The organism is Glycomyces luteolus (assembly GCF_027622875.1).
Lineage (GTDB): Bacteria > Actinomycetota > Actinomycetes > Mycobacteriales > Micromonosporaceae > Glycomyces > Glycomyces luteolus.
This window is the reverse complement of sequence record NZ_JAPZVP010000027.1, coordinates 58,125-69,987: the sequence shown is the minus strand read 5'-3', so window position 1 is coordinate 69,987 and position 11,863 is coordinate 58,125. Positions and strand designations below refer to the sequence as shown.

General features: G+C 68.9%; 11 protein-coding genes and 1 tRNA gene. 6 read left to right on the top strand and 6 right to left on the bottom strand.

The window, feature by feature from the left end:
* A partial coding sequence (locus O1R50_RS24230; RefSeq protein WP_270112828.1) for a hypothetical protein occupies positions 1-397 on the bottom strand: 397 nt, incomplete at its 3' end.
* A 552-nt stretch (positions 398-949) separates the two neighbouring features.
* Here O1R50_RS24230 and O1R50_RS24225 point away from each other — a divergent pair.
* From O1R50_RS24225 to O1R50_RS24210, 4 genes are read left to right on the top strand one after another with little or no spacing between them, the layout of a single operon-like run.
* Positions 950-1,909 (top strand): hypothetical protein, encoded by a 960-nt coding sequence (locus O1R50_RS24225; protein ID WP_270112827.1) that lies wholly within the window; start codon positions 950-952, stop codon positions 1,907-1,909.
* Between the two features lie 23 nt (positions 1,910-1,932).
* Positions 1,933-2,745, top strand: coding sequence for a hypothetical protein (locus O1R50_RS24220; RefSeq protein WP_270112826.1), 813 nt, complete (start codon positions 1,933-1,935; stop codon positions 2,743-2,745).
* Positions 2,746-2,785: 40 nt separating this feature from the next.
* Positions 2,786-3,853, top strand: coding sequence for a transcriptional regulator domain-containing protein (locus O1R50_RS24215; protein WP_270112825.1), 1,068 nt, complete (start codon positions 2,786-2,788; stop codon positions 3,851-3,853).
* Between the two features lie 24 nt (positions 3,854-3,877).
* Complete coding sequence (locus O1R50_RS24210; RefSeq protein WP_270112824.1) at positions 3,878-4,699, top strand: MOSC domain-containing protein; 822 nt, start codon at positions 3,878-3,880, stop codon at positions 4,697-4,699.
* Positions 4,700-4,749: 50 nt separating this feature from the next.
* Here O1R50_RS24210 and O1R50_RS24205 read toward each other — a convergent pair whose 3' ends face one another.
* The 3 genes from O1R50_RS24205 to O1R50_RS24195 all read right to left on the bottom strand — a co-directional run bounded on the left by O1R50_RS24205 (position 4,750) and on the right by O1R50_RS24195 (position 7,715).
* Positions 4,750-5,187, bottom strand: coding sequence for a peptidase inhibitor family I36 protein (locus O1R50_RS24205; RefSeq protein WP_270112823.1), 438 nt, complete (start codon positions 5,185-5,187; stop codon positions 4,750-4,752).
* Between the two features lie 176 nt (positions 5,188-5,363).
* Positions 5,364-6,302, bottom strand: coding sequence for a DUF6528 family protein (locus tag O1R50_RS24200; RefSeq protein WP_270112822.1), 939 nt, complete (start codon positions 6,300-6,302; stop codon positions 5,364-5,366).
* A gap of 102 nt (positions 6,303-6,404) precedes the next feature.
* A complete protein-coding gene (locus tag O1R50_RS24195) occupies positions 6,405-7,715 on the bottom strand; it encodes a cellulose binding domain-containing protein (RefSeq protein WP_270112821.1) in 1,311 nt (436 codons plus the stop codon).
* A 140-nt stretch (positions 7,716-7,855) separates the two neighbouring features.
* On the opposite strand from O1R50_RS24195, the gene O1R50_RS24190 reads away from it, so the two are divergent.
* Complete coding sequence (locus O1R50_RS24190; RefSeq protein ID WP_270112820.1) at positions 7,856-9,463, top strand: cellulase family glycosylhydrolase; 1,608 nt, start codon at positions 7,856-7,858, stop codon at positions 9,461-9,463.
* A 79-nt stretch (positions 9,464-9,542) separates the two neighbouring features.
* On the opposite strand, the gene O1R50_RS24185 is transcribed toward O1R50_RS24190, so the two are convergent.
* Together O1R50_RS24185 and O1R50_RS24180 are read right to left on the bottom strand one after the other, a co-directional pair.
* Positions 9,543-9,618 (bottom strand) — tRNA-Arg (locus O1R50_RS24185).
* A 160-nt stretch (positions 9,619-9,778) separates the two neighbouring features.
* Positions 9,779-10,468 carry a hypothetical protein gene (locus O1R50_RS24180; RefSeq protein WP_270112819.1) on the bottom strand — a complete coding sequence of 230 codons (690 nt, stop codon included), beginning with the start codon at positions 10,466-10,468 and terminating at the stop codon, positions 9,779-9,781.
* A gap of 143 nt (positions 10,469-10,611) precedes the next feature.
* Here O1R50_RS24180 and O1R50_RS24175 point away from each other — a divergent pair, with 143 nt between their 5' ends.
* On the top strand, positions 10,612-11,757 hold the full coding sequence (locus tag O1R50_RS24175) for a winged helix DNA-binding domain-containing protein (RefSeq protein ID WP_270112818.1): 1,146 nt from the start codon (positions 10,612-10,614) through the stop codon (positions 11,755-11,757).
* The last annotated feature ends 106 nt before the right edge of the window (positions 11,758-11,863 follow it).

Sequence of the window (11,863 nt, the reverse complement as noted above, 5' to 3'; positions counted from 1 at the left end):
TGGTGAAGGGGGTGCGGGCGAAGTGGCGGATGGCCGTGGTCTGGTCGAGCTGGCGGACCGCGAAGGCGACCTGGTCGATTCTGGCTTTCCCGGTCGTCGCCGCCTCGGCGAGCACACGGAACTTCCCCGAGAGCCGGGCGATGGCCGCGATGTCGGCGGCGGTGCGGTTGTGGAAGTCGAACTGGGAGACCAGGAGGTCGCGGAGGGCGGAGAAGCCGAACTCGGAGCGGTGCAGGCCCTGCTCTTTCATCGCGATCACCGCAGACAGCACCTGGGCGTGCTGGGCATTGATGAGGGAGGCGGCCTCGTCGAGGGTGGAGCGGATCGCCGCTGCCTGGGCGGGCCGGTCGGAGGCCAGGGGAGGGAAAGGATTCGGGGTGGTGGTGCAGTGGCTCATGGGTCCTTTCGCCTCCCTTCCTGTTCTCGAATGTCCTACCGGTTTTCGCTTCCGTGTTCGTAGTTCAATAGTGACAGGTCGGCTGCTTGGCGTCATCACCCAAAGGAGTGAACATTCCATGAGGGACATTCACAGTCCGCGCCGGGACCGCCTCGGCCGCATGGGGAAACGGCCTCAGGGCCGTAATGGGACCTCCACGCAATGACCCCCTTTTGTCGCTGCCCGCCTGAACCTCGCACGGAACGGACCTCGCAGCCGAACAGGGTCCCCGCCCGGCCCGCCGCCTCTTTGTCGCCGCCTGCTTGAACCCCGCACGAATCAGACCCCGCAGCCGAACAGAGTCCCCGCCCAATGAGCCTTTGTCAGCAACGTGATCGGTGCGTTCGGTGATACTTGTGCGATCGTGCTGGACGGGTGTCGCTTCGAACGCCGCCACACCCGACCTCCGAGGGCCGGGAGTGTGACACGTCTTCGCATCGCCCACAACCCCACTTTGGGTTGAATGTTGCTGATTCACCGGAATAACCCGGCACCGTTGGTCATAGTGCTCACATGGCCATTCCTGAATCACTGGGCCTGACGCGCCGCACTGTCCTCACCGGAGCAGCAGCCCTCCTCACCGCCGGAACCGCGAGCCTCACCGCCGCGCGACCTGCCCGCGCCGCAGCGCTTCCGCAAATCCGCGCCGCGACCGCTGGCTGGACCGGTCGCAACGGCGAACTGCTCGTCCTCACCGCCGATCCCGCGACCGAAACCGACTACGCCCTCCGTCTCATCGCCGCCACCGAGAACCCCGCCGCCGGCGCTGAACTCGGCCCGCCGCTGCAGCTGTCGCTGCCCGCCGGGTTCCACCCGCATTCGATGGCCGCGCTCGGCGCCGTCCTCTGGATCACCGGCGCCGTCGAGCTCGCACCCGGCGAAGTCCGGCCCGCACTCGTCCGCGTCCACAATTCGGCAAGCACCTACGCCGAACTGCCCGTTCCCAAGACGATCCGCTCCGGCATCGCCACCGCGATCACGCCGCTCGGCGACGGTGGCCTCGCCGTCGCCATCGAAGGCTGCCCCGGATCGCACCTCACCGCCATCACTCGCAGCCACCTCGCCCTCAGCAAGGACCAAGGCCGTACCTGGACCGGACGGCCCCTCGCTTCTGGACTCGGCGAGGGCTACGGCACCGTCATGACCGATAGCGACCACGGCCTCTTCATCGCCGTCGTCGATGGTGACGGCACTCAAACCGTCCACACGAGGGCGAAGTCCGGCGTCCTCAAGCAAGCCGCCGACCTCCCCGACGCCGGGCGCCCGATGGCCGCGGTCGCCGCCGCCGACCATGTCAGCGTCTTTTCCGACCGAGACGGCACCGTCGTCCGAACCCGCTTCACCGCCGAAGGCGAAATCCTCGAGTCGCTGTCCGATTGCGACTGCCGCGGCGAGATCCACGCCGTCCCCGGCCGCCGCGGCACGTGGCTCGAAACCGACGGCAGCGCCATCCGCATCAGAAGCACCGACTAGCGGCCGACCCTGAAGGAGGATCGATGTCATTCCCCAGCAGCAGCACGGCGTTCTCGCGCTCGACCTGCGAATACCCCGACATCACCCGCAACTGGCTCTACGACAGCGGCTGGAAGATGCGCTACCGCAGCGGATACGACCGAAACGGCTTCGGCGTCCACCCCAACGTCACCTCCTTCACCATGCACGAGGAGGCCCACACGCAAGCCGGCAAGGTCATCCGCGACCTGTACTCCCTCGGCAAGTACCACGGTTACGCCGGCATCTCGCGGTCGTACCAGTGGACCGGGCTCGCAGGAGCGAAAGTCTGCAAACCCGGCTACCACCGCTACGGCGCCGCCATCGACTTCACCAGGTTCGACTGGGGCTCCGACTGCTTCGTCGACACCGCCGTCCACGGCAAGGCCCGCCGATACCTCCGCCGCCGCTACCTCGCCGTGATCGCCACCTGCCGCAAGCACTTCGGGATCGTCCTGCACTGCCATAACGACCCCGACGGCTCCCACTGGAACCACATCCACGTCGACCGCGGGCGCAAGGCCGTTGCGATGAACTGGGGCTGGGAGACCGACACCACCATCATCCAGTGGGCCGCAAGGGATCTGGCCGGAGTCGAGGGCTTGGCGATCGACGGCGACTTCGGGCCCAAGACCGGGGAGGCCTTCAAGGTCCTCCGCAGTCGCTTCGGCGCCGAGGACTGCGACCCGACCGCGTCCAACACCAACACCATGATCTGGCTCAACCTCATCGGCCGCCATGGCATGACCGACCAGGACGCCGGCACCTACCAAGTCAACGACATCGAGCGACACGACGCCACCGCGGCACGCGACTGACCGCGACCGGCCCGGACCAGGGCCCAGTAAGGAGCCGACCTTGGACGACCCGCACCGGAGCAGCACCAGGAAGCACCTCGCCGTCGCCGCGGTGATCGCGCTCGCGGGCGCGGCGACCGCCTGCGACATGGCCGCCATGCCGGGCGACGGCACTGACGCCGGCACGTTCTACGCGCTCAGCGACGACCACCGGCTCTACCGCTGGGACCCGGGCACCGACACCGACACCGACGCCTCCGCCGAGGCCGAGGCGGGCGTCGAACCTGTCCTCGACCTCAGCGGTGTCTGGGAGGGCGAAGGCGATGTCGGCACCGTCCTCCGCTCGTCCCTCAGCATCGACCCGGGCGAGCGGTACGCCGCGTGGATCGCCGGCGCGAGCCCCGGGGCGGCGCTCATGTTCGGCGACCTCGGCACCGGTGAGATCCGCACCGGCGTCGAATACCCTCTCGACCACGCCTGCATCGACCCGGCCTGGCTCCCTGACGGCTCCGCGGTCCTCGCCCACCGGGCCCCCGTCTGGGGTACCGAAGCCGACGTGGACATGGGCGACGAGATCCCGTTCCCGGTCAAGTCCTGGGCCGCCACCGAGTGGTACTCGCCCGAGGGCGGGCAACTGCCCGCCACTGTGGAGCTCGACCCGGAAGGCTGCCGACTGCGCTGGTACACCGCCGAAGACGGCACCGCCCAGGGGCTCTACCACGACGTCGGACTCAACTACCTCTATCGCGTCGACGCGAACGGCCGAGTGTTGGAGACGACCCCGGTCTCGAGCCTCGAAGGCGCTGACCCGGTCACCATCGGCCTCGTCAACGTGGACCCGACCGGCCGCTACGCCTGCTTCGTCGAGGGCTATGCGACCGACGGCGCCACCAAGGGCGGCTTCACCGGCCGCGCCGAATCCGGCACCCGCGTCGTCGACCTCGACTCGGGCGAGGCGGTCGGCCCCGACGAGTCCGGCTGCACGACCCTCCACGAGGACGGCTTCGTCTCCCGCGACAGCGCTTCCGTCGCGTTCATCGGCTACGACGGCGAGCAACGCTGGGCCACTGAGCTTCCCGCCACGATCGCCGAGTCACCGGTCCTCTACTTCTTCCCAGAGGGGTCCTGAACCGGGCGGCATAGGATCGCTGGCGTGAACCGCGTCCTCGGCATCCGCCGCCACCCGCTCAAATCCGCCGCCGCCGAACACATCGGCGACGCCTTCGTCGGCAAGCACGGTCTCGACGGCGACCGCACCTGGACCTGCCTCGACGCCGACGGCACGATCGGCAGCGCCAAGCAGCCGCGCCTGTGGGGCGGCCTGCTCGCCGTAAGCGCCGCCTTCGATCCGGCGAGCGGCGGCGTCCGCATCGCCGTCCCGGGCCGGTCGCCCGCCCCCGCAGGCAGTCCCGAAGCCGACGCCGCCGTCTCGGCCCTGCTCGGCCGCCCGGTCCGCCTCACCCGCACCGCGACCCAGCAGCTCAAACGCCACCACTGGTGGCCCGACGAGCCCGGCATGATCCCCGACTGGGCCGCCGACGCCGAACCCGGCGGCGACGACATCGTCAACGTCCGCTCCAGCGCCGCAGACGGCCGCTTCTTCGACTACGGCGCGCTCCACCTCGTCACCACCGGCGCCCTGGAACGCCTCGGCGCCGAACACGGCGGCCCGGTCGACCCGGCCCGCTTCCGCCCCAACCTGATCCTCGACCTGCCCGGCGACCCGCTCCCGGGACAGCGGATCACGATCGGCCCCGACCTCGTCGTACAGGTCTCGGTGCCCACGCCTCGCTGCGTCATCCCGTCCCTCTCCCACGGCGACGCCCCCGCCGACCGCGCACTGCTCAAGACCCTCGCGGCGCACCACCGCGTCGACGTCCCCGCCTTCGGCCGCGCCACCTGCTTCGGCTTCTACGCCGACATCCTGGCAGTTGGCGCCGTACGTACCGGCGATCGAGCGTCGGTCACCGACTGAGGCGAAGGCGGCCCGCGCGGGAGAGCGCGGGCCGCCTTAGGTCTGGCCGCCTAACAGGCGGCGACGGTCTTCGCGCTCTCGATCCGGTCGTTGAAATCCCATGAGCCGCTGAGGTTGCTCACACGCTGGCCCGGGTCGATGCATCGGGATTCGCCCGAGTAGTCGTCATTGTCGTAGACGCGGATCTTGTACCTGGTGTTATTGATGAACGAGGTGATCTCGTTGTCGCCGTCCCAGCCGTCGAGCTGGTACTTCTGGTTGGTCCCGGTCGGTGCCCAGTTGGCGTACCTGCTGCCCGAGTAGCTCGAGTCCTCCCACATGCAGAACCGGCCGCCGGAGCAGGTGTCCGCCTGGATCTCGACGTCGCCGTTCTCCTCGGCGTACGCCGGAGCGACGCTGAGGACGACGGCCGCCGTCGTCGCGGCGAGCCCGTACGCCGCGCCGCGGAGGGCCCGGCCCAGCATCGTCTTCATCTTGGCGTCTGCCATCTCGTTCTCCCAACCTTGTGCATTCGGCACCGGAAGCGCCTTTGCCGCGGGTCCGCGCGGCTTCGGTAGGCCGCCGGGCCGACAGGCCGCAGCGGTCCGAATGAGGCGAGTCGGGCCCTGTAATCGGATGCACGGCATGGGAAAGGCCACAACGCCCCCGGGGTTTCAGGCAGACACTAGTTGTACGCGGTCGTGTAGTACCGGGCCTTGTAGAACTCCGCGCCGTCGCGGGTCCGGTCGGCCGACTGCGAGAACACCACCGTTGGGCTGCCCCAGTCGCGCGAACCGGCGTTGTCGCCTCGCACGTAGAAGTACTCTCCCGTGCTCATCTTCACGTACGCCTTGATGCGCGTGGTCGTGTGCAGCGTCGTCTTCGCCAGCGTCGACTTGTTGATCGAGTACACGCCGTACGAGTCCGAGACCAGCAGCCGACCCGAGTTCGAGAAGTCGGGCTGCAGGTCGTGGCCGAGCCCCGAGAGTGCCACCTTCTTGGTCGACGCCGTCAACCGCACGTTCCGGTAGGTGCCCGACACCGTGTACGCCTGCACGACCTTGTTGCCGCTGGCCCACAGCAGCTTGTTGTTCGGGTCCCACACCACGCCGTGGGCGCCCGCGAGCGTCACCTTCTGCACCTGCGCGAGCGTCGACGGGTCCGAGACCTTCGTCGGCCCGTACACCGTCAGATAGCCGTCGGACGAGGCCGCGACGAACGCCCCGATGTCCGGGATGCGCTCCAGCGCATGCGGGTTCCCGCCCGGCGCCGCGCTCCACAGCACGTCGTTGAGCTCCTGCTCCCGTTCGTCGGTGATGTTCCAGATACCGACCCGGCCGCCCGACGCCGCCGCCAGCCCGATCGCCCCGAACTGCGCCGTGTCCCTGATGCGGCAGTCGGACAGGTTGGACCAACCGCCCGTGCCGGGGCTCCACGACTTGTAGGCGTTGGCGTTGCTGAAGGACTTGTTCTTGTCGAACACGAACACCTTGTTGGCGACCTGCTCGGTGACCATGATCTTGAAGTTCGCGGTGTCCGCCGAGGCGACGCCGACACCGATCGCTCCGGCCGCGGCCAGAGGCGCCCCGATGGCGACCGCTCGAATGAAGTTGCGCCTTTTCATTGCTGCTCCTCGTGGGGGTAGGAAAGCGTCCGCACCCGATCCGGGCCGCGAACCACCCAACAGTGTGCGACACCGAAACCAGCCTGAACGCCGCACACGGGCCTACGAGGTCGCGTAGGCGACCTCTGTGTAGGCCGCGTTGCACGGGGTGCAGGACGAGGGCAGGGAGAATTCGTAGACTCTGCCGTCGTTGATGAGCTGGTCTTCGACGTCGGTGACGCGGATCTGGAAGCCCGTGCCGGCCTCGGCGGTCGGTTCGAGGATGTAGGACTGTCCCATGTCGCCGTTCATCTCGGCCTGATGCCAGGCGCCGTCGGCGAAGTACTCCACGCCGTGGATGCCGTTGGCGAGCTGCGAGATCGACACGGCGCCCCAGTACTTCTGCGCGCCTTGGAGAAAGCCGATCTTGATGTCGCCGGTGTAGTCCGGCGCGGGAATGAACGACCAGGACACCTGGCGGTTGTTCCAGTGGTCGAGCAGGTCGCCGACCGGTTCGCCGTCGAGTTGGAACCGGTTGACGGAGGAGGTGACCAGGTCGAGGTGGAAGGGGTCGTCGCGGCACCAGGCGTTCGCGTCGCCGCAGCTGTCGGCGACGATCATGTTGAGTGTGGCGCCGTTGTACTCGTCGGCGGTCCAGGCCCCGTTGCGGCAGAACGGCTGGTTCTGGGCGCCGTCGTTGACGCCGGTGCAGTAATCGCCGATGCTCACGCTCACCCACCTGCCGCAGTTGCGCCCGTTGTCCCACAGTCCGATCTTGTCGGCCAGGTCGGGCGGGATCGGCCTCGGGTAGAAGTCGTAGTCGCCCGGGGTGTCGTAGACGTTGAGCGCGACGAAGTCCTGTGTCTCCAGTTCGGACTGCGGCAGTCCGCAACCGCCGTACGGCGATCCGAGACCGCTGAAGTGGGTCGCGTTCCCCGTGTCGCCCTCGCCGCCCGGCGGCGGTGTGGTTTCCTCCGGTGGTGTGGTGGCGCCGGTGGGAGAGTCGGTGGCTTCCACCTCGCCGCAGGCGATGCCGTTCACGGTGAACGACTCCGGCACCGTCGCGGGCCCGCTCACGATGAGCCCGAACAGCTCCCTGGTCTGACCGGGCGAAACGGCAGCGTTCCATCCGGCGTCAGCGCCGGTGAACGCATTCCCGGACTGGGTCCAGTCGACGTTCCAAGCGTTCTGGACCGTGCCGGGCAGGTCGAACCCGATCGTCCAGCCGTCGACGCCTTCGGAGCCGGCGGTGAGCGACACGTTCGCCTGGTGTCCGCCGTTCCAGCTGCTGACGACGCTGTACTGGACGGATTCGCACGCGGCGGCGTGTGCCGGGTTCGCCGCCACGATCGCCGCCGTCGCGGCGAGCAGCGCTCCGGACGCCGCTGCGACTGCGGTGAGCCGCCTGCGCCGTTGCGCTCCTTGGGCTTCCATGGACATGCCTCCTTCGACTCTGGTGCGCCCGGGTCGCGGATGCGGGGCTCCACCTTGACAGATGTATATAGATCTATCAATATGTAGGGACGATACTCTTGGGATCGCTCCCAGTCCAGTCTCACATCAGGAGCACCGGCATGCCGCACGTGCGAAGAATCCGCCAATTCCACAGAGCCGCAACAACAGCGGTGCTCAGTGTGCTCGTCGTGTTCGTCGCGGCAGGCCTCTTCGTGCTGGGCCTCCCCTCGGCATCCGCCAGCGCCCAGGCACAGGGAACCGGCAGCGGCTTCCTCAGCACCGACGGCAGCCGCATCGTCGACGCGAGCGGTGCGGAGGTGCGGCTCACCGGGATCAACTGGTTCGGGATGGAGACCGACAACCACACGTTCCACGGCCTGTGGGCCAACGCCCCGGCGACCTGGCGGGGTCAGCTCGACCGGATGGCCGAGCTCGGGTTCAACACCCTGCGCATCCCCTACACGGGGGATTCGCTGCGCCCGGACGCCCAGGCCACGAGCATCAACGACTACACCAACCCCGACCTGGTCGGCCTGCACCCCTTGGAGATCCTCGACCTCGTCATCGAGCACGCCGGCGACCTCGGCATGCGGGTCATCCTCGACCGGCACCGGCCGAGTGCCGCGGGCCAGACCGCCCTCTGGTACACCCCGCAGGTCTCCGAGCAGAGCATCATCGACGACTGGACGATGCTCGCGGAGCGGTACGCGGGCAATCCCACCGTGGTCGGCGCGGACCTGTTCAACGAGCCGCACGCCGAAGGGACCCTGCCGAACGCGACCGGCGCGTGCTGGGGCTGCGGCGTCCAGGCCCGGGACTGGCGCCTCGCGGCCGAACGGATCGGCAACGCGATCCTCGACGTCAACCCCGACTGGCTGATCATCGTCGAAGGCGTCAGCACCGTCTCGGGAGGACTCACGAACCAGTGGGACAACGATCCCTCGACCGATGACGAGAGCACCTGGTGGGGCGGCAACCTGAGCGCCGCGTTCGAGTTCCCGGTCCGCCTGGACGTGCCGGACAAGCTGGTGTACTCGGCCCACGACTACGCGATCTCGGTCTACGACCGGCAGCCGTGGTTCGAGGACCCGGACTTCCCGAACAACCTCCCCGCGGTATGGGACCACTTCTGGGGCGACCTCCAGAAGCAGGACGTGGCACCGGTCCTGGTGGGCGAGTTCGGCAGCACGCTGGCCAACCCGCTGGACAAGCAGTGGCTCGAAGCCCTCATGGACTACATGACCGACAACGGGATGTCGTTCACGTTCTGGGCGTGGAACCCGAACTCGGGCGACACCGGCGGCCTGGTCGGCAACGACTGGTGGACCCCGAACCAGGAGAAGTACGACATCCTCGAACCGCACCTGGTGCCGCCGGTCGGCAACGGCGACGGCAGCGAGACCTCTTCCCCGCCAACGGAACCCAATGGCGACTGCGAGGCGGTGTACGAGATCACCGGCGGATGGCCGGGGAACTTCCAGGCGAACGTGACCGTCGAGAACACCGGATCGACGGCGCTGAACGGATGGTCCGTGACCTGGACGTACGCGGGGAACGAGGCGGTCTACAACTCGTGGGGCGCCCAGCTGACCCAGTCCGGCAAGACCGTGACCGCCGTCGGACCACCCCAGAACGGGAGCCTCGCGGCCGGGCAGAGCGTCGTCTTCGGTCTCCAGGGAACCGTCACCGGCACGACTGCTCTACCGGAGGTCACCTGCACGGCCTGAGTCCGAGCGCGAGGATGCTCTGCGAACGAATCCTCAAGAGACGAGAGAAGCCGGGTCGATGACCCGGCTTCTCTCTGTATGGTGCGCCGCGAGGGATTCGAACCCCCAACCTTCTGATCCGTAGTCAGATGCTCTATCCGTTGAGCTAGCGGCGCAGGTCGGCTTGATCGTTACGATCAGGACCGGGCATAACCTTACCTGGGGCGAAAACCGATCTGCAACCGGGTAAGCGGATGTGCGCTGGGTCATTCCGCATGGTTTGGGCTGCCCGTGCGATTCGAACCCACGGTCATCGGCTGTGCGGCCGGGAGCCGTTCAGCAGTTGTCGAGGACCGTCCGCGCCAAAGTGCGCCAGGCCTCCGGGAGGCGCTCGGCCCGTTCGGGAAGCGGGGACTCGGCCGCGGCCCACACGGCCGCCTCGGCCGCAGGCACCTCGTCGCCCAGCAGGTAGCGCTCGACGAAGGCCGCGCGGTGCTCGTGGCCGGGGAAGAAGTAGCCGCCGGCCGCGAACAGCGCGACATAAGCGCGGTGCAGGCCCTCCGTGAGGGTCTCCGAAAGCTCCCACGGGTCCGCCGCGTCGCCCAGGCGCTTCGCGAGCGCCTCGACCTCACCGGCCACCGCCTCGCGCGACGCGTCGGCCAGCGCCTGCGGGAACTCGGTGACCTCGGCGCGGGCGCGCGAGCCCAGCTCGGAGTCGTCGGCGAGCAGCGTCCCCTCGGCGAACCGCGCGATCACGTGCAGGGCCTCGTCACCGGGACGCTCCCAGCCCTCCCCGCGGTCGAGGGCCTCCAGGTGGGCCTGGAAGCGCGCGACGGTGAGGTGGACGGCCTCGGCGCTGGCGTCGGCGGGGACCGTGTCGGTCTCCCACACGCAGACCAGTTCGGCGTCCTCCCCGAACCCGGACAGGGCGGGGCCGTGGGCGTAGGCGAACGCGAGGCGCTCGTCGTCGTTGATCTCGGCGAGGACGTCGGTGGAGAGCCTGAGGACCGCGTGGGGAAGGGACATGCCGCAATTGTGGCCGTTGTTCGCAACCGCGTCTACCCGTCCGTTCAAACGTGCATGAGGTGATTCGGGCCATGCGTCGCCGCAGCGCCGGACACGCGGATAAGGGGAGCGCTCATGTCGTAAGTGGCGGTTAGCATGTCCAGATGGCTACACCCACCGGCCGACTCGGCACGGATCTCGAGCCGGGCGCGGTCGCCGCCTGGCGGGCCCGCTCGCAGCGGCTCTGGGGCGAGCGCTTCGCCACACCCCTCGACGCGTTCAGGCATCTGGGCGCGGTCCAGTCCCAGGAGTACCAGCCCTCGAAGCTCACCCCGGCGATGCGCACCAGCCCCGACCGCGACGGGCTGCCGTTCGCATCGGTCGACTCGGTCGACGCGCTGATCGACAAGGGCGCGGTGATCCGCACGCACGTCCTTCGCGGCACCTGGCACACGGTGCCCGTGGAGGACCTGCGGATGATGCTCGCAGCCAGTAAGGATCGCGTCCTGCAGCTCATGGCCACGAACAACCGCGCCTGGGGCCTCGACGCCATCACGCTCGGGCGCGGCACCGAGGTGCTGGCCGAGGCCACCTCGGGCGGGCGGCACTTGACGCGTGAGGAGGCGGCGGAGGCATTGGCCGGGGCCGGGGTCGCGGACCCTGCGAGCACGCGGTTGATCCACCTGCTGATGCACGCGGAGCTGGAGTCGGCGATCTGCTCGGGAACCCCTAAGGGCGGCAAGCAGACCTACGCGAACTTCGACGAGCGCGTCCCGGCGGGGCCGATCGCGCAGGACGAGGCGATCCGGGCGCTGGCGCTGCGGTTCTTCACGTCGCGCGGCCCGGCGACGCTGAAGGACTTCACGCGGTGGGCGACGTTGAAGGTGGCCGACGCGAAGGCGGCGATCGACGGCCTGGGCCTGGAGGAGCTGCGGGTCGGCGAGCAGGTGTTCTACTACGCGCAGGAGCTGCCGGAGGCGCGGGACGCGGGCCCGGTGGTGGACTTCGTGCAGGGCTTCGACGAGATGGTGTGCTCCTACACGGACTCGAAGGATTTCGTGCTGCACCATTCGGTGCCGCGCACGCGCTTCCCGGGCCGGGCGCGGTTCACGTCGGTGATCCTGCTTGACGGCCAGGTGGTCGGCAGTTGGAAGGCGACGCCGAAGAAGGAGAGCGTGCTGATCGAGACGTGGCGGGTGCGGGGGTTCACGGCCGCGGAGATCGCGGCGCTGCGCCGGGGCGCCGACCGGCTGCGGGCCTGGTACGGCAAGCCGGAGATGGAGCTCGTGCTCGAGCACGAGGCGGCCTGAGTTCCGGCCCGGCGACACCCGAGGTGAACGTGAAACGGCCTCGGGCGCGCCCAGCGGCGGGCGCGGCCGGGGGTGGGGGGGCAGGTGTTGTGGGGGGGGGGGGGGG

Bases quoted from the DNA above. Each gene is read 5' to 3' on its own strand.
- O1R50_RS24225 (WP_270112827.1), top strand. From the start codon at position 950: ATGGCCATTCCTGAATCACTGGGCCTGACGCGCCGCACTGTCCTCACC.
- O1R50_RS24220 (WP_270112826.1), top strand. From the start codon at position 1,933: ATGTCATTCCCCAGCAGCAGCACGGCGTTCTCGCGCTCGACCTGCGAA.
- O1R50_RS24205 (WP_270112823.1), bottom strand. From the start codon at position 5,187: ATGGCAGACGCCAAGATGAAGACGATGCTGGGCCGGGCCCTCCGCGGC.
- O1R50_RS24200 (WP_270112822.1), bottom strand. From the start codon at position 6,302: ATGAAAAGGCGCAACTTCATTCGAGCGGTCGCCATCGGGGCGCCTCTG.
- O1R50_RS24195 (WP_270112821.1), bottom strand. From the start codon at position 7,715: ATGGAAGCCCAAGGAGCGCAACGGCGCAGGCGGCTCACCGCAGTCGCA.
- O1R50_RS24190 (WP_270112820.1), top strand. From the start codon at position 7,856: ATGCCGCACGTGCGAAGAATCCGCCAATTCCACAGAGCCGCAACAACA.
- O1R50_RS24180 (WP_270112819.1), bottom strand. From the start codon at position 10,468: ATGTCCCTTCCCCACGCGGTCCTCAGGCTCTCCACCGACGTCCTCGCC.
- O1R50_RS24175 (WP_270112818.1), top strand. From the start codon at position 10,612: ATGGCTACACCCACCGGCCGACTCGGCACGGATCTCGAGCCGGGCGCG.